Source organism: Pseudomonas sp. PA-5-4B, assembly GCF_021606215.1.
GTDB classification, from domain to species: Bacteria; Pseudomonadota; Gammaproteobacteria; order Pseudomonadales; family Pseudomonadaceae; genus Aquipseudomonas; species Aquipseudomonas edaphica.
Genome location: NZ_WKDB01000034.1, coordinates 53,617 through 70,018, shown reverse-complemented (window position 1 = coordinate 70,018; position 16,402 = coordinate 53,617). Strand labels below are relative to the sequence as shown.

Here is a 16,402-nt window from a genome sequence, read left to right as displayed (position 1 = left end):
TTTTGGTTACTTTTGGCTGGGCCGGCATTCCGGGCGTTTGCCAAAAGTGACCCGCCGTCAGGGCGGAACCCTAAGCCGCCGTTACCGCAGCAACGGATATACACACACCCCCTCTACCCAAGGAAGGTCTTTTACATTCAGGCCTGATGCTCGCTTAAAAATAGCTGCACCTTACGCGCAAGGTAATCCAAGTGCCGATCCCGCTGCTTCTCGGCATCAACCATCGCGCGCTTGCCGTGTTTTTGCAGCAAGTAGGTATGAATCTGTCGCACCTCCAGCGAGCTATAGATCGCAGCCACATCCAGCACGCCCATCAAGCCATCGGTGCCGTAATCGCGGGTGTTCATCAACACTTGGGTGCCGCGTGCGCCACGCACCTGAAAGCCCAGCGCTTGGAACGCCGGCACTTTTTCCACTGAGCAGGCCAGTTCTGCGTGGGGATAATGCGCCAGCACCTCGCCAAGCATGGCGCGGGCCACGCCCTGGCGCCGGTGCCCGGCTTGCACCGCCATGAAGGCGATGCCACAGGCGTGCGGATCGTCCTTGACGGGCAGGTACAGGCAAAAGCCGATCACCTGTTCGTCCCGCATCGCCACCACCAGTTCAACCGCGATGCCCTTGGCGCCAGTCAGCGCTTCAAGGTACAGGTGTACCTCATAACCGACGGCATATTGATAGATGTTGTAGAGCAGGTTGCTCGGCGGCAACGCCACACTGCTGATGTCGGTGAGGTTGTCCACCACCATCTGCAGGATCTGGCTGTTGATCGGCTCGGGGCACGCGGTGGTGTAGCGGGTAAGGCTGAACATGCAAATTCCTGGGTTTAGCGTCAAGGCAGCGGTGATTGTACCTGCTGCCCGCACACCTGGCGCAAACAGCCGCGCAACCAGCGGTGGGCCACATCGGCATCCAGGCGTGGGTGCCAGAGCATGGCCACGGTGAACGGCGGCACGACTATCGGCAGCGCGAAGCTGTACAGCCCGTCGCGCTGATGGGCGGTGTAGCGTTCGGGCACGCTGGCGATCAGGTCGGTGTCGCGGGCCAGGGCGATGGCGGTGGCAAAGCCGGCGACGATGGTGCTGATCTCCCGCGTCAGGCCCAGCGCTTGCAGGGCGTCGTCGACCTGGCCACGGTCCAGCCCACGGCGTGACACGTAGACATGCTGGCCCTGGGCAAAGCGCTCGGCGCTGACTTCACCCTGGCTCAGCGCATGGCCGCTGCGGACCACACCGATCAGTCGGTCACGGAACAGCGCCTGGGTCAGCAGTTCGGGACTGGCGCTGGCGTCGACCACGCCAATCGACAGGTCAATACTGCCCTCGCGCAGCAGCGCCGAGTCCTTGTCGCTCTTGTCGACGAAACGCAGGCGCACGCCCGGCGCTTCCTGGGCGATACGCGCGAGCAACGCCGGGCCGAGGTTTTCGACAAACTCCTCGCTCGAGCGCAGCGTGAACGTGCGTACCACCTGGCCCATGTCCAAGGTTTGCGCAGGGCGCAGCACCGCCTGGGCCTCCTGCACCAAACGGCTGACGTGTTCACGCAGTTCGACCGCCCGCGGGGTCGGCACCAGCCCGCGCCCGGCGCGCACCAGCAAGGGGTCACCGGTGGTTTCACGCAGGCGTGCCAGCGCGCGGCTCATGGCCGAAGGGCTCAGGCGCAGGCGCCTGGCGGCAGCGGCGACACTGCCCTCGCTAAGCAACGTATCCAGGGTAATGAGCAAATTCAGGTCGGGCATACGTGTTCCTTATCAGGCGTTTGATGCAGGTATTAGCTGCAACCCATGCGTCTTCCGCCATATTAGGCCACGCCGTAGAGTTGTGTCAGTTGCCTTCACTCAAGGAATCGTCCATGCACAACTCTTCACGCGCCGCGCTCGTCAGTCTGTCGCTATCCATGTTGCTGGCCGCTTTGGGCACCAGCATCGCCAATGTCGGCCTGCCCAGCCTGGCCCAGGCATTTGATGCATCCTTTCATGCCGTGCAGTGGGTGGTGCTCGCCTACCTGCTGGCGATCACGGCGGTGATTGTCGGTGCCGGCCGCCTGGGCGATCGTTGGGGGCGCCGACGCGTATTGCTCGCCGGCTTGCTGCTGTTCGCCGTGGCGTGTGCACTGTGCGCGGCAGCACCATCGCTTAAATGGCTGATTGCCGCGCGCGCCCTGCAAGGCCTGGGGGCGGCGAGCATGATGGCGATGACCCTCGGGATGGTGGGCGACACGGTCACCAAGGCGCGTACCGGGCAGGTGATGGGTTTGCTCGGAACGATGTCAGCAGTCGGCACCGCCATGGGCCCCAGTGTCGGCGGCGTGTTGCTGAGCCTGTGGGGCTGGCGCGCGTTGTTCGCGGTCGGCGTACCCTTGGGCCTGTTGGCCGCCGCCCTCGCCTTTTATTACTTACCGGCAGACCGCCAGGCCGGCGCCCGCGAATCGGCAGGTGCTTTCTGGCAGCCTTTGCAAGACCCGTCGCTGCGGGCCGGGTTGGCGATGAGCGCGCTGGTGGCGGCAGTGATCATGGCCACGTTCGTGGTCGGGCCGTTTTACCTCTCCCGTGGCCTGGGGCTCGACCCCGCCTGGATGGGCCTGGCCATGGCCCTCGGCCCCTGTGTTGCGGCGCTGACCGGTCTGCCGGCGGGCCGCCTCACCGATCGCCTGGGTAGCCATCGCATGACCCTCGCGGGCTTGGGGGTGATGGCCCTGGGTGCCCTGTCGCTTTCGTTGACCGCGGGACTGCTCGCTTACCTCGGCGCCCTGATCCTGCTCACAACAGGCTACAGCCTGTTTCAAGCCGCCAATAACACCGCGGTGATGAGCGATGTCGCGCCGACACGCCGAGGAACCGTCTCTGGCCTGCTGAACCTGTCGCGCAACCTGGGACTGATTTTCGGTGCCTGGGCCCTGGGCGCGGTATTTGCCTGGGCCAGCCCCGATGTGGCCCACGCAGCGCCGCCCAGTGTTGCCAATGGCTTGCATGTGACCTTCGCCATGGCGTTGGTCTTGATCGTCACCGCCAGCACGTTTGCCTGGGGGCGCAACCGCGCCACGATCTGCCCGCAGAACACCCGTTGAGGCAAAAAAACAAAAAAGGCGTTGCCCCAAACCGGGTTACTTCGCGCATCATGGGCACTTTCAAGCTCAAGGGTAACGTCCATGCGCGTGCTGTCATTGATGATGGGTCTGACGACGCTGGCCGCCAATGTGGTGTTCTGCGCCAGCGCGATGGCGAATGAAGAAAGTCAGTTAGTGCAACAGATCAACGAATACCGCAGCCACGTACAACGCTGCGGCAACCAGGGTTCCCAGGAACTGCCACCGTTGGCCAGCGATACGCGGCTGGTGCTGCCGGCCACCAATGTCGGCGACTTGCAGCAGGCGCTCGCGCGGGCCGCGTACCCGATGGTGAATGTGCAGGCCATCAGCCTCTCCGGCCCCAAAGACGCCGAGGCGGCGATGAAGGCCGTGCGCGAAAGCTTCTGCCGCGTGGTGCTGGACCCGCAATTTGTCGATATTGGCGTGAGCAACAGCGGCCAGGACTGGCGCATCGTGCTGGCACGCCCGCTGCTCACCAGCGGCCTTGGCGACTGGCAGACCGAGGGCAAAAAACTTCTCGATCTGGTCAACACCGCCCGTCAACAACCACGCCAATGCGGCACCCAGGCGTTTAGCGCGACCACGCCGCTGTCGTGGAATGACGACTTGGCCAGCGCCGCCAACAGCCATTCGCGCAACATGGCTAATGGCAATTTCTTCGACCACCTGGATCATGACGGCCGCACGCCTGGCGATCGTGCGGAACTGGCCGGGTACATCGCAAAAAACATCGGCGAAAACATCGCCGCCGGCCTCGACAACCCGCGCAAGGTCGTGGACGGCTGGCTCGCCAGCCCCGGGCATTGCGCCAACCTGATGAACCCGCAATTTCGTGAATTGGGCGCGGCTTACGCCATGGACCCCAAGAGTGATGCCGGCATTTATTGGACGGGGGTTCTCGGCGCGCAATAGGCGTCTTAGGCCCGACTGCAGGCCTATTCATTTGTATAGAACATCAAATTGCTATCACCTGAATAATCGTGCTGAACTGGCAGCATTCATTCCGGTCTGTTGCTTGTTAGCCTGACCGCTTCAGGCCCTCGACAGACCGTGGTAAACAAGGTGTTTTCGCAATGATGAATTGGCTGCAAAGCAGCAGCGAAATGGCTGAGCGGGTTCGCCAGCATGACTGGGCGAACACGCCACTAGGCCCGCTGGAGCAGTGGCCCGACGTGCTCAAGACCACCGTAGCGCTGTGCTTCGCATCGAGCTTTCCCCAGGCGATTGTCTGGGGGCCGCAGTTGATCACACTCTACAACGATGCATTCATTCCGATCCTGGGCACCAAGCCCGACCCGTTGGGGCGCCCGTTCAACGAGGTGTGGCATGAGGTGTGGGCGGATATCAGCCCCATCGCCGATGCCGCCTTCCAAGGCCATGCCACCTACATCGAAAATTTCCCCCTGGTGATTGAACGCGGCCCGACGCGGGAACAGGCGTACTTCACCTTTTGTTATAGCCCGATTCGCGACCCCGAGGGCAAGGTAGTCGGCATTCTCGACACCGTGTCGGAAACCACCACCACAGTATTCCTCGCCCGTCGCCTGGCGGTATTGGAAGCCATCAGCCACACGGTGGCCAATGCGGCAGATGCCGAAACCATTCTGAGCAGCACCACTCAATTGGTCGCCGAACATCTGCAGGTGAGTAACTGCGCCTACGCCGATATGGACGCCGATGAAGACGGCTTCACCATCCGTGACAATTGGACAGCCCCCGGTTCGCCCAGCATTATCGGCTGCTACAGCCTGGCGGCTTTCGGTGAAACGGCCGTCAACTGCCTGCGGGCCGGTGAGCCACTGGTGATCCATGACAACCTGCGCGAGCTGCCACCAGAAGAGTCAGCGTCCTTTCAGGCATTGGGCGTCAGCGCCACGATCTGCATGCCACTCATCAAAAATGGTCGGCTGACGGCCTTGATGGCGGTACACGATAAAGTCCCACGGCTGTGGTCGAGCTACGACCTGGCTTTGCTGCGCGAAGTCACCGAGCGCTCCTGGGCGCATATCGAGCGCGTGCGCGCCGATGCCCATGTGCGTGAAGGGCTGGCAGCCTTTGCCGAACTCAACACCACCCTGGAGCAGCGTGTCGAAGAACGCACCCTGGCGCTGGCCCAGGCCGAAGCCGCTCTGCGCCAGTCGCAGAAACTCGAAGCCATCGGCCAGTTGACGGGTGGCGTGGCCCATGACTTCAACAACCTGCTGACCATCATCCGCTCCTCGGTGGATTTTCTACGCCAGCCGGGGTTGTCCGAAGAGCGCCGCCAACGCTACATGAGCGCGGTGTCCGACACTGTCGAGCGGGCCAGCAAACTCACCAGCCAACTGCTCGCCTTTGCCCGCCGCCAACCGCTGAACCCGGAAGTTTTCGATGTGAGCCTGCGGGTCAAGAACATCGGCGAGATGCTCGAAAGCCTCACCGGTGCGCGTATCCGCGTGCAGTTGGAGTTGCCGCAGCGACCGTGCCATGTGCGCGTCGACTCCAGCCAATTTGAAACCGCCCTGATCAATATCGCGCTCAATGCCCGCGATGCCATGGAAGGTCAAGGCACCCTGACCCTGCGCGTCGCCCACATTGCCAGACTGCCGCGTATCCGTGGCGATGCCGAATCAAACCAGCCCTTTGTGAGCATTGCCTTGGCCGATACCGGCAGCGGCATTGCCGTTGACACCGTCGAGCGCATTTTCGAACCCTTCTTTACCACAAAGGCGGTGGGCAAAGGTACCGGGCTTGGCTTGTCCCAGGTGTTCGGGTTTGCCAAACAGTCCGGTGGCAACGTCGACGTCACCAGCAACCTCGGCCAGGGCAGCGTGTTTACCCTGTATCTACCCGAGGCCGAGCCTGTGGCGGTGCAGGCCTGCCCGGTCCAGGAAGATCAGAGCCCGCTGCCCGCCACTGCGGCGCGCCACATCCTGATAGTCGAAGACAACCTCGAGGTCGGCCGCTTTGCCAACCAGATCCTGCAGGACCTGGGTTACCGCACCACCTGGGCCACCCATGCCGAGCAGGCACTGGCACTGGCCGGCCCGGACGGCATGGCGTTTGACGCGATTTTCTCGGATGTGGTGATGCCAGGCATGACCGGCGTGGCCATGAGCAAACTGCTGCGCCAGCGCCGCCCCGACTTGCCGGTGGTGCTCACGTCAGGCTACAGCGAAGAACTGGCCGACAGCGGTTATGAAGGCTTCGAATTCCTCCCCAAGCCCTACTCCGCCGACCAAGTGGCGCGGGCATTGGCCAGGTCGATGCTCAAGGAGTGAGGCGCTACTGCGCGACGGCCACCTGATTACGCCCCATAGCCTTGGCGCGGTACAGCGCTTTGTCGGCGTTGTTCATCAGGCTGTGCAAGTCCTGATCAAGGCTGCGGGTAGTGGCCACACCGAGGCTGGCGGTCAAGCCCTTCACCGGTTCACAGGTCAGGCCCGAAATCGCCTGGACCAGTTGCTCGGCGATGCCTCGCGCGGTTTCCAGTGAGGTGTTGGGCAGCAACACCGCGAATTCTTCACCACCGAGCCGACCATAAACATCGGCCTGGCGAAACGACGTGCTGATCACCCCGCCAATCTGGCGCAACACCTGGTCGCCGGCCTGATGGCCGTAGGTGTCGTTGATGTCCTTGAAATGGTCCATGTCCATCATCAACGCGCTCAGCGGCTGCTGGTGGTGGTGGCAATGCGCGTACAGCAGGTGGGCCTGTTCGAAAAACGCGCGACGGTTCATCAGCCCGGTGAGCTCGTCGGTCTGGGCAGCACGCGTGGAGATATGGTGAGCACGTTCCATCTGTCGGGTCAGTCGGAAGGCTTTTTCCAGCGCATCCGAGAGCTTGCGCGTGGCACTGACCACAAAGGTCGAGAACACCAGCACCGCGATCGCCACACCTACTTGCATCGGCGCCGGCTGGAACAGCAACCACAGGGTGCACGGCAACAGTACCAGCGCCATGGAGCCCAGGGTCATATAGCGATAGGCCGAATAACACGAAACCGCGCTCACTGACATGCCCACGGTAAACAGCATGACCAGCACCTGGGAAACACGATCATCCGTCGGCATCACGGCCAGGGCGCCGAGGCCCCAGGTGCCGGCTGACAGCATCAGCGTGACCCAATAGCGGCGCTCCCAGCGCCGGGGCGTGCGCTCGCTGTCGGGGCAGCGAAACCAGTCGGTGAACAGTTTGACGCGCACCAGCGATGTCACCGCCAGCAACCCCAGCCAGACCAGCATGACCTTGTGGTCAAACCGGCCCCAGCACAGCCAGCAGAGCATGACAGCGCCCAGGTAGCTGCCGAAAATAGCCGAGAACGATTGGCGAAACAGCTGGTGCAAACGGTCGGTTCGCACCTGCTGTTCGATGAGTTCATCCGGGTCTTGCCCACGCCCAAGGCCGTTCATGAAATGCGCCTGCTTCGACTGCCACGACAAAGGCGCCATTGTGGCACCCTGCCAGTAGTGCGGACAACAAAATCCACCACACTAGAGCCGTTACAGCGCTTGCGGGCGAAGAATCAACACGCCCAAAGGCGGCAGATTCAGCGACAGCGACACCGGCTGCCCATGGCGCGGCTCCTCTTGGGTGAGCACTTCGCCGCCGTTGCCATAATTGGAGCCGGCATAGGTGTCGGCATCACTGTTGATCACCTCGCTCCAGCGCCCGGCAAACGGCACGCCGACCGCATAGCCCTCACGCGGCACCGGGGTGAAGTTGGCCACCACCAGCACCGGTTTGCCGTCCTTGCTCCAGCGTAGCCAGGCATAGACACTGTTGATCGCATCGTCGCCAATCAACCACTGGAACCCTTGGGGCGCATCGTCCTGCTCATGCAGCGCCGGTTCCTCGCGGTACAGGCGGTTAAGGTCACCGACCAGTTTCTGCACGCCTCGGTGTTCGGGGTATTGCAGCAAGTACCAATCCAACTGCTGATCGTGGTTCCACTCGCGCCATTGGCCGAATTCGCAGCCCATAAACAGCAGCTTCTTGCCGGGGTGCATCCACATAAAGCTCAGATAGGCGCGCAGGTTGGCGAATTTCTGCCAGCGATCGCCGGGCATCTTGTCGATCAGTGAGTGCTTGCCGTGCACCACTTCATCGTGGGAGATCGGCAGGATAAAGCGTTCGGACCACGCATACACCAGGCCGAAACTCAGCTCATTGTGATGATGGGCGCGGTACACCGGGTCTTGCTGGATGTAGTGCAGCGAATCGTGCATCCAGCCCATGTTCCATTTGTAGTTAAAACCCAGGCCGCCCTGCTGCGTGCTCTGGCTGACGCCCGGCCAGGCTGTGGACTCTTCGGCAATCACCAGCGCACCCGGCGCTTCCAGCGCGACCACATCATTGAGATGGCGCAGGAAGTCGATGGCCTCCAGGTTTTCGCGGCCGCCATGGCGGTTGGGCACCCACTCACCGGCTTTGCGCGAATAATCGCGATACAGCATTGAGGCCACGGCATCTACGCGCAAACCGTCGATGTGGAAGTGCTTGAGCCAATGCAACGCCGAAGCGAGCATAAAGCCGTGCACTTCGGTGCGGCCCAGGTTGTAGATCAGCGTGTCCCAGTCCTGATGGAAGCCTTCCAGCGGGTTGGCGTATTCGTACAAGGCCGTGCCGTCGAACTGGGCCAGGCCGTGGGTATCGGTGGGGAAATGCGCCGGCACCCAGTCCAGAATCACACCAATGTCGGCCTGGTGCAGGGCGTTGACGAAAAACCCGAAGTCCTCCGGCGAGCCAAAGCGTGCGCTCGGCGCAAACTGCGACAGCGCCTGGTAACCCCAGGAGCCACCGAACGGGTGCTCCATGATCGGCATCAGCTCGATATGGGTAAAGCCCAATTGCTGCACATAAGGAATCAAGCGCTCGGCCAGTTCGCGCCAGCCATATTGGCGCGACACTTCACCGGCCTCGTCGAGTTCACACTGCCAGGAACCGACATGCAGCTCATAGATGGATAATGGCGCCGAGGCCTTTTGCTTGTCGGCACGCGTCTGCATCCACTCATGGTCTTGCCAGTCCACCTGCAACGGCGCGGCGACTTTTGAGGCAGTGTCGGGCGGCAGTTGAGTAGCAAGCGCCATGGGGTCGGCCTTGAGCGGCAGAATCCCATGGGCGCCGAGAATCTCGTACTTGTAGGCCGCGCCCGTTTGCAGACGTGGGATAAAGATCTCCCACACGCCCGACGGATGCCGCAGTCGCATCGGATGGCGGCGGCCATCCCAGATATTGAAGTCACCCACCACCGATACGCGCCGCGCATTCGGCGCCCACACCGCAAAACGCACGCCTTGCACGCCGTCGACGCTGGTGACCTGCGCGCCCAGGCAACTGCTGAGGTCACGGTGATTGCCTTCGGCGAACAGGTACAAATCCATCTCACCCAGCAGCAACTGGCTGAAGCTGTAAGGGTCTTCGGTGATCTGCTCGCCGCCGGCCCAATGGATCTTCAGCAGGTAGCCCTGGCGCGTGGAAAAATGCCCGACAAACAAACCCGGCACCTGGGTCGCGTCCAGGCTGCCGATGGCTTCACCGCTTTCGCGGGCCAACACGTGGACGCTCAAGGCTTCGGGCAGGAACGCGCGGATAAATTGCCCGCCCTGCTCGTCATCGTGCGGCCCCAGGATGGAAAAAGGGTCCGGGTGTTCCGCGCGCACCAGCGCTTCTACATCTTTGGGCGCCGGCATGGCGGTCAACTTCGCTTGCAGCGGTTCGCTCTGTGTAAAACTCATGACGTCTCCCCACCGCGTGCATTATTCGCTTGAGATAGCAGCCCGCTGAGTAAACCGTGCAGCCCTTGCAGGGGCACCGGCAACCAGGTCGGGCGATTTTCTGCTTCGTAAGCCACTTCGTACGCGGCCTTCTCCAGGCTGAACAACGTCAGCGCTGCGTCCTGCCCATTGGCATCCTGCCAGTCATGCGCCAGTGTAGACGTAGCCTGATGATAAGCCTGGATAAATGCCTTGCGCGCTTCACTCAGGTAACGGTCAGTCACACGCTGGCGGGCGGTATCCGCTTGCGGCGAGTGATCCACACCTTGCACATTCAGGGCCATGGCGGCGGCGTAATCAAACGAGCGCAGCACGCCACTTACATCTTTATACGGGCTGTGCTTGCCGCGCCGTTCATGCAGCGGGCGCGCCGGCTCGCCTTCAAAGTCGATCAAGTACGCATCGCCCTTGACCACCAGGACCTGCCCCAGATGCAAGTCACCGTGGACCCGAATGCGCAAACCGCCGGCCGTGGCTTTCGCCAGAGCCTGGACACTGCTGGCCAGCGCTTTTTTCTGCCCCAGCATTTCACTGACCAGCGCCTGATCGGCGGGGTTCAACTGGCTTTGATGAAGTTTTAACAACTGCAGCGCGCGGTCGATCTGCGCGCCGACGTCCTTGGCCCAGGCCTGGGTGTCCTTGGCCGTGGTGGTCTCGGGCTTGAAGTCTTGGTTGGTGGTTTGTGCTGCCAGCACCCCGTGCATTTCGCCCAGGCGCTGGCCGAGTAAACCGGCAAAATCCTGCAGTTCACCCAAGGCGTTGTAATGCTGCTCCTGCTCGGAAATCGCTTGGGCCAGCTCGTCGCGAATCGCGCGCTCCAGGTTGTTCTGGGTCCAGCTCCAGGCGTCGCCCTGGTTGCTCAGGTAGCCTTGGGCAATCATCAGCAGGTTGTCCTGCCCCTGGCCATCGCGACGAATCATCGAGCCCAGCAACGGCGAAATATTCGGGTAATCGGCGGCCGTCAGGTAAGCGCTCATTTCCAGCTCCGGGTGCACCCCGGCGCTGACTTTGCGGATCAGCTTGAGCACCAGGCTCTCGCCCACCACCACCGAACTGTTGGACTGCTCGGCCGACAGGTAGCGCACCTGCGCCTCATCGGTCAGTTGCAGCGCGGCCAAGTGCGGCGTGGCTTCAAAACGCAAATCACCTTCGTGAGTAGTCAACACGGTGCCCGCCTGCAAACCCTGGATCACCGCCCGGATAAAGTGTTCCAGGCTAAAGGCATCGGTAACGAGCCCAACCTGACGCCCCCGGCGTACGCGGGCCAGCGCCAGTTGCTGGGGCAAGGCACTGGTGAACTGGTCTTCGGCTAAAAAGCCGAACGGCAATTGATAACGACTGACCTGGCCGCCGCTGGTCACATCGACCTCACTGAGCAGCACCGGATGCTGCGGGTCGCCAAACCGCACGCCGTAGGCAATTTGCACCTGGTCGATGGCCGTGTCTTTACCGGCATACCAGCGCCGCTTGGGCAACCATGCCGGCAGCGAGGTGTGCTCCAGGGTGGTGCGGCACGGCTCGTCGAGTAACTCTTCCATGCGTTGTTTGAGCACCAGCGTGGTGAAATCCGGCATGCTCTGCGCCGGCTCCACATGCCAGCTGGGCATCTGGTTTTCGGCCGCCAGCACAAACCAATAGAAACCGTACGGCGCCAGGGTCAGCAGGAAATTCAGCTGGCCGATGGGCGGGAACGCGTTACCGCCGAGCATCTCCACCGGCACCATGCCGGCGAAGGCGGATAAGTCCAGCTCGGCCGCCTGGGCGCTGCGCGACACGTTGGCCACGCACAGGATGGTTTCCGTGCGGCCATCGTCGCCGGTGAACTCACGGGTATACGCCAGGATGCGGCGGTTGCTCGGCGAGAGCATTTTCAGGCTTCCACGCCCGAAGGCCTTGGACTGTTTACGCACCGCCAACATGCGCCGGGTCCAGTTGAGCAGCGAATGCGGGGCCTGGGCCTGGGTTTCGACGTTGACCGACAGGTAGCCATATTGCGGGTCCATGATCGGCGGCAACACCAGGCTGGCCGGGTCGGCGCGCGAGAAGCCGCCGTTACGGTCGATGGACCATTGCATCGGCGTGCGCACGCCGTCGCGGTCGCCCAGGTAGATGTTGTCGCCCATGCCGATTTCATCGCCGTAGTACAACGTCGGCGTGCCGGGCATCGACAGCAACAAGCTGTTGAGCAGTTCAACGCGGCGACGGTCACGCTCCATCAGCGGCGCCAGGCGCCGACGAATGCCCAGGTTAATGCGCGCACGGCGGTCGGCGGCGTAGTAGTTCCACAGGTAGTCGCGCTCTTTGTCGGTGACCATTTCAAGGGTCAGTTCATCGTGGTTGCGCAGGAAGATCGCCCACTGGCAGTTGGCGGGGATCTCCGGGGTCTGGCGCAGAATATCGGTAATCGGGAAACGATCTTCCTGGGCCAGCGCCATGTACATGCGCGGCATCAGCGGGAAGTGGAAGGCCATGTGGCATTCATCGCCGTCGTCGCCTTTTTTGTCACCAAAGTACAGCTGAGTATCTTCCGGCCACTGGTTGGCTTCGGCCAACAGCATGCGGTCGGGGTAATGCGCGTCGATCTCGGCGCGGATCTGCTTGAGCACGCCGTGGGTTTCCGGCAGGTTCTCGTTGTTGGTGCCGTCGCGTTCGATCAGGTAGGGAATGGCGTCCAGACGCAGGCCGTCGATGCCCATGTCCAGCCAGTAGCGCATCACCGAGAGCACGGCTTTCATGACTTGCGGGTTATCGAAGTTCAGGTCCGGCTGGTGCGAATAGAACCGGTGCCAGAAGTACTGGCCGGCGACCGGGTCCCAGGTCCAGTTGGACTTTTCGGTGTCGAGGAAAATGATGCGGGTGCCGTCGTACTTCTGGTCGTCATCGGACCACACGTAGAAGTCCCGTGCCGCCGAGCCCGGCTTGGCCTTGCGCGCCCGCTGGAACCACGGATGCTGGTCGGAGGTGTGGTTGATCACCAGTTCAGTGATGACCCGCAGGCCCCGTTTGTGCGCCTCACTGATAAAGCGCTTGGCGTCGGCCATCGTCCCGTAGTCGCTGTGCACGCCACGGTACTCGGCGATGTCATAGCCGTCGTCGCGGCGCGGCGACGGGTAGAACGGCAGCAGCCAGATGGTGTTGACGCCCAGATCGGCGATGTAGTCGAGCTTGGCGATCAGGCCGGGAAAGTCGCCGATACCGTCATTATTGGAGTCGAAATAGGATTTGACGTGAACTTGGTAGATCACCGCGTCCTTGTACCAGAGCGGGTCTTTGATAAAAGTGGCTGGGGTGGGTTTCTTCGCCATTGGAAACTCCTGGAACACTGAAAATTGTGCAGAAGACATGCAATCAAGGTGGGAGCTGGCTTGCCTGCGATAGCGGTGGGCCAGCTAGCCTTTTCGGTGCTGACATACCGCTATCGCAGGCAAGCCAGCTCCCACCGTTGATCCCTGACAGTTAATCCCTGTCAGGCTCAGGAGACGGTGATACGCCAGATCCCGAATGGCATCTGCGGCTCGATGCGCATCCATTGGTTCTTGCCATACCAGGTCCAGCGATGGCCATTCATCAGGTCTTCGCCTTGGGTCTGGGCATCGTCCGGCAGGCCCAGCTCCCACAAGGGCAATTCGAAATGGGCCTCTTGGGCGTTAAACGGGTCAAGGTTGACCGCCACCAGGATAAAATTGCTGCCGTCATCGCTGCGCTTGCCGAAGTACAGGATGTTGTCGTTCCAGGCGTTATAGAGCTTCAAGCCCAGATGGGTGTGCAGTGCCGGGTTCTGCCGACGAATACGATTGAGCTGGGCGACCTCGGCAATGATGTTGCCGGGCGCGGTGAAGTCCCTGGGGCGGATTTCGTATTTTTCCGAGTCCAGGTATTCCTCCTTACCCGGTACCGGCGCCGCTTCGCACAGTTCAAACCCCGAATACATGCCCCACAAGCCTGAGCCCATGGTGGCCAGGGCGGCGCGGATGAGAAAGCCCGGGCGCCCGGATTCGTGCAGGAAGCCGGGGTTGATGTCCGGGGTATTGACAAAGAAATTCGGCCTGAAGCACTCGCGCCACGGCGATTCGTTCAACTGTGTGAAGTACTCGCTCAACTCGGCCTTGGTGTTACGCCAGGTGAAGTAGGTGTAGCTCTGGGAATAACCGACCTTGCCCAAGCGCGCCATCATCGCTGGCGTGGTGAAGGCTTCAGCCAGGAAGATCACCTCCGGGTGCCTGGAGCGCACGTCACTGATCAGCCATTGCCAAAACGGTAGCGGCTTGGTGTGCGGGTTATCCACGCGAAAGGTTTTCACGCCCTCTTGCACCCAACCTATAACAATGTCGCGCAACTCGGTCCACAGGCTCGGAATAGAGTCGGCGGCATAGAAATCGACGTTAACGATATCCTGGTATTTCTTCGGCGGGTTTTCGGCGTATTTGATCGTGCCGTCCGGGCGCCAGTTGAACCAGCCTGGATGCTGCTTGAGCCACGGGTGGTCCTGGGAGCACTGAATGGCAAAGTCGAGGGCGATTTCCAGGCCATGCTCGGCGGCGGCCTTGACCAGCCGGCGGAAGTCCTCGCGGCTGCCCAACTGCGGGTGGATGGCTTCATGGCCGCCCTCCTCGCTACCGATCGCATAAGGGCTGCCGGGGTCATCGGCGCCTGCGGTCAGCGAGTTATTCTTGCCCTTGCGATGGCTGCGGCCGATCGGGTGGATCGGCGGAAAATACAGCACGTCAAAGCCCATGTCATGGATCATCGACAGCCGCGCATGCACGTCATTAAAGGTGCCGTGGCGCGCCGAATCGTCGGTGACCGAGCGCGGAAACAGCTCGTACCAACTGGCAAATTGTGCGGCCTCACGCTCCACGTCGAGCGGGTATACGGTGCTGATGCTCAAGTAAGCGCGGTGGTCGGCCTGGGTCATCAAATGTGCACTGTCTTCGTGCAAGAACTGCGCGACCTGCTCGGTTTCCAGCAAGCCCGACAGCTCGTGGTGCAGCAGCATCAAGCGGTCGCGTAACTCATTGTCGCTGCGCTCGGCGGCCTGCAACACCAGGCTGCGGCCTTCCTGCAGCTCAAGGCTGACCGGCACACCGGCCTCATGTTTTTTGCGCAGTTCGTAGCAGAAGCTCGCAAAGGTATCAATCCAGGCTTCGATGCAGTATTCGTGCGGGCCTTGCTGGGCCACGGTAAACGCGCCCTCCCAGCCATTGTTGCCCACATCCGTCATCACTACGCTGTGCCAGCTTTCGTCCTGCAGCGGGCGCCAGCGGATCAGCACGGCGAGCTTGTCATGGCCGTCGGCAAACACCTTGCTGGTGACGGTGACGCGCTGGCCCACCACGGCCTTCACAGCAAATTCGCCGCCATCTATGACGGGCGTAGTGCTTTCAATCGCGATCCTTGGCAACAACAAGGCTTGGGACAGCGGCAATATGGAGTCTTCTGGAGTCAGTGTTTCAGCAGTCATCGAGCATCTTCCCCTTACGCCCTGTGGACGCTCTTTGCTTGATCCGAATTCTGAGACGGCGACGCTCTCCCTGAGCAGGGCCGTAATAGGTCCGAGCCTGGGCTGCGCGGAAAAGTTCAGGTGGATGTGCCGCCATTGGGCGGGAATCAAACCTGCCCGGCGGTTGTCCACCGATAGAGCAAAGCACAAAGGAGGCCACACCGATGAATATCCCGATCCCGGCTGAAACCCCGGACCCGAATATCGACAACCCAACGCTGCCGCCGAGTGAACCGGAACCGATCCCGGAGAAGGAACCACCGGAAAACCTGCCGCCACCCGTGGAGGAACCGCCCACAACCATGCCGCCAGTGATTGTTCAACCTTGTTGATCAACGCCATCACTCACACGCGTACTCGCGTCAGGATGCCTGCCTTAAAAACGCATTAACCTGCGCGCACAGGTGAAATAGCCTACATCTCGCCTGTGCGCCTATTGCTACAGTCCCACACGCGCTTACTTGAGCACATTTCATTTACCCCCCTCTTAAACGCGAGCAGGTTAATACCATGTCGGACATTCACGTGAAGCAAAGCCGCCACCAACACGTACATTCAGACGTTTCCGTCAGCCGGCGTTATCTCACCGAGCTTAAAGCAAGCCTCACAGAGGAGGACATCGCCCAGGTCTTGCGTGCGCCCAACGACCTGAAGTCGCGTAAAGTCCTCAATGAAATGCGCATGCATTTCAGCCAGGAAAGTGTCGACTCCATGTTGAAAGAACCAGACGCCGAGGAAGTTGCTCACCTCCTGACGGACATCGGCAAGTTCCTGCAAAAAAATAGTGACGAGGCCTGCGTAAAATTATCCACCCAACTTTATTTCAGCGACTATCAGGCAGCCTATGACAAACAGAAAATCGCCTTACTGTTAAAGTTGATATCGGGTAAGGACGATTATGGCTTTCGCCATGTCTATGAGTTTTTCAAAGGCACGGCCGGAGCATTCGAGCACCTGAATGGGTGCGTGAAGGACACAGCCCAAACGGTGATGGATATGAACACCATCACCGAGGCGCTCAACCCAACACACATTAAATCAAGGATGAAGGCTCACTGA

Annotated in this window: 11 protein-coding genes; 5 read left to right on the top strand and 6 right to left on the bottom strand. The window is 61.3% G+C overall.

All coding sequences use genetic code 11. From position 1 onward, the window contains the following. Nucleotides 1-137: 137 nt before the first annotated feature. On the bottom strand, nucleotides 138-809 hold the full coding sequence (locus GIW28_RS17910) for a GNAT family N-acetyltransferase (RefSeq protein WP_099548283.1): 672 nt from the start codon (nucleotides 807-809) through the stop codon (nucleotides 138-140). A 20-nt stretch (nucleotides 810-829) separates the two neighbouring features. After that, nucleotides 830-1,735, bottom strand: a complete 906-nt coding sequence (locus GIW28_RS17905) for a LysR family transcriptional regulator (protein WP_176992290.1) — start codon at nucleotides 1,733-1,735, stop codon at nucleotides 830-832. Nucleotides 1,736-1,848: 113 nt separating this feature from the next. Between GIW28_RS17905 and GIW28_RS17900 the strand changes: the two genes are divergently transcribed. The 3 genes from GIW28_RS17900 to GIW28_RS17890 all read left to right on the top strand — a co-directional run bounded on the left by GIW28_RS17900 (nucleotide 1,849) and on the right by GIW28_RS17890 (nucleotide 6,344). Then, nucleotides 1,849-3,063, top strand: a complete 1,215-nt coding sequence (locus GIW28_RS17900) for an MFS transporter (RefSeq protein ID WP_176992291.1) — start codon at nucleotides 1,849-1,851, stop codon at nucleotides 3,061-3,063. 81 nt (nucleotides 3,064-3,144) lie between these two features. Beyond that, a complete protein-coding gene (locus tag GIW28_RS17895; RefSeq protein ID WP_017139121.1) occupies nucleotides 3,145-3,996 on the top strand; it encodes a CAP domain-containing protein in 852 nt (283 codons plus the stop codon). Nucleotides 3,997-4,157: 161 nt separating this feature from the next. Continuing rightward, nucleotides 4,158-6,344, top strand: coding sequence for a GAF domain-containing hybrid sensor histidine kinase/response regulator (locus GIW28_RS17890; protein WP_138450224.1), 2,187 nt, complete (start codon nucleotides 4,158-4,160; stop codon nucleotides 6,342-6,344). Between the two features lie 4 nt (nucleotides 6,345-6,348). Here the strand turns inward: GIW28_RS17890 and GIW28_RS17885 are convergent, their stop codons facing one another. The 4 genes from GIW28_RS17885 to GIW28_RS17870 form a co-directional block, all read right to left on the bottom strand. After that, nucleotides 6,349-7,515 carry a GGDEF domain-containing protein gene (locus GIW28_RS17885; protein WP_017139123.1) on the bottom strand — a complete coding sequence of 389 codons (1,167 nt, stop codon included), beginning with the start codon at nucleotides 7,513-7,515 and terminating at the stop codon, nucleotides 6,349-6,351. A gap of 51 nt (nucleotides 7,516-7,566) precedes the next feature. Next, a complete protein-coding gene (gene glgB / locus GIW28_RS17880; protein WP_236458974.1) occupies nucleotides 7,567-9,804 on the bottom strand; it encodes a 1,4-alpha-glucan branching protein GlgB in 2,238 nt (745 codons plus the stop codon). Further along, nucleotides 9,801-13,148, bottom strand: coding sequence for a maltose alpha-D-glucosyltransferase (gene treS / locus GIW28_RS17875; RefSeq protein WP_236447569.1), 3,348 nt, complete (start codon nucleotides 13,146-13,148; stop codon nucleotides 9,801-9,803). The genes glgB and treS overlap by 4 nt, the downstream gene beginning before the upstream one ends. A gap of 167 nt (nucleotides 13,149-13,315) precedes the next feature. Further along, the gene (locus GIW28_RS17870; RefSeq protein WP_236447570.1) at nucleotides 13,316-15,304 is read right to left on the bottom strand and encodes an alpha-1,4-glucan--maltose-1-phosphate maltosyltransferase; all 1,989 of its coding nucleotides are present in this window, start codon (nucleotides 15,302-15,304) and stop codon (nucleotides 13,316-13,318) included. Nucleotides 15,305-15,507: 203 nt separating this feature from the next. Between GIW28_RS17870 and GIW28_RS17865 the strand changes: the two genes are divergently transcribed. Beyond that, a complete protein-coding gene (locus tag GIW28_RS17865; protein ID WP_017139127.1) occupies nucleotides 15,508-15,675 on the top strand; it encodes a hypothetical protein in 168 nt (55 codons plus the stop codon). A gap of 178 nt (nucleotides 15,676-15,853) precedes the next feature. After that, a complete protein-coding gene (locus tag GIW28_RS17860; protein ID WP_017139128.1) occupies nucleotides 15,854-16,402 on the top strand; it encodes a hypothetical protein in 549 nt (182 codons plus the stop codon).

Bases quoted from the DNA above. Each gene is read 5' to 3' on its own strand.
- GIW28_RS17910 (WP_099548283.1), bottom strand. From the start codon at position 809: ATGTTCAGCCTTACCCGCTACACCACCGCGTGCCCCGAGCCGATCAAC.
- GIW28_RS17905 (WP_176992290.1), bottom strand. From the start codon at position 1,735: ATGCCCGACCTGAATTTGCTCATTACCCTGGATACGTTGCTTAGCGAG.
- GIW28_RS17900 (WP_176992291.1), top strand. From the start codon at position 1,849: ATGCACAACTCTTCACGCGCCGCGCTCGTCAGTCTGTCGCTATCCATG.
- GIW28_RS17895 (WP_017139121.1), top strand. From the start codon at position 3,145: ATGCGCGTGCTGTCATTGATGATGGGTCTGACGACGCTGGCCGCCAAT.
- GIW28_RS17890 (WP_138450224.1), top strand. From the start codon at position 4,158: ATGATGAATTGGCTGCAAAGCAGCAGCGAAATGGCTGAGCGGGTTCGC.
- GIW28_RS17885 (WP_017139123.1), bottom strand. From the start codon at position 7,515: ATGGCGCCTTTGTCGTGGCAGTCGAAGCAGGCGCATTTCATGAACGGC.
- glgB (WP_236458974.1), bottom strand. From the start codon at position 9,804: ATGAGTTTTACACAGAGCGAACCGCTGCAAGCGAAGTTGACCGCCATG.
- treS (WP_236447569.1), bottom strand. From the start codon at position 13,148: ATGGCGAAGAAACCCACCCCAGCCACTTTTATCAAAGACCCGCTCTGG.
- GIW28_RS17870 (WP_236447570.1), bottom strand. From the start codon at position 15,304: ATGACTGCTGAAACACTGACTCCAGAAGACTCCATATTGCCGCTGTCC.
- GIW28_RS17865 (WP_017139127.1), top strand. From the start codon at position 15,508: ATGAATATCCCGATCCCGGCTGAAACCCCGGACCCGAATATCGACAAC.
- GIW28_RS17860 (WP_017139128.1), top strand. From the start codon at position 15,854: ATGTCGGACATTCACGTGAAGCAAAGCCGCCACCAACACGTACATTCA.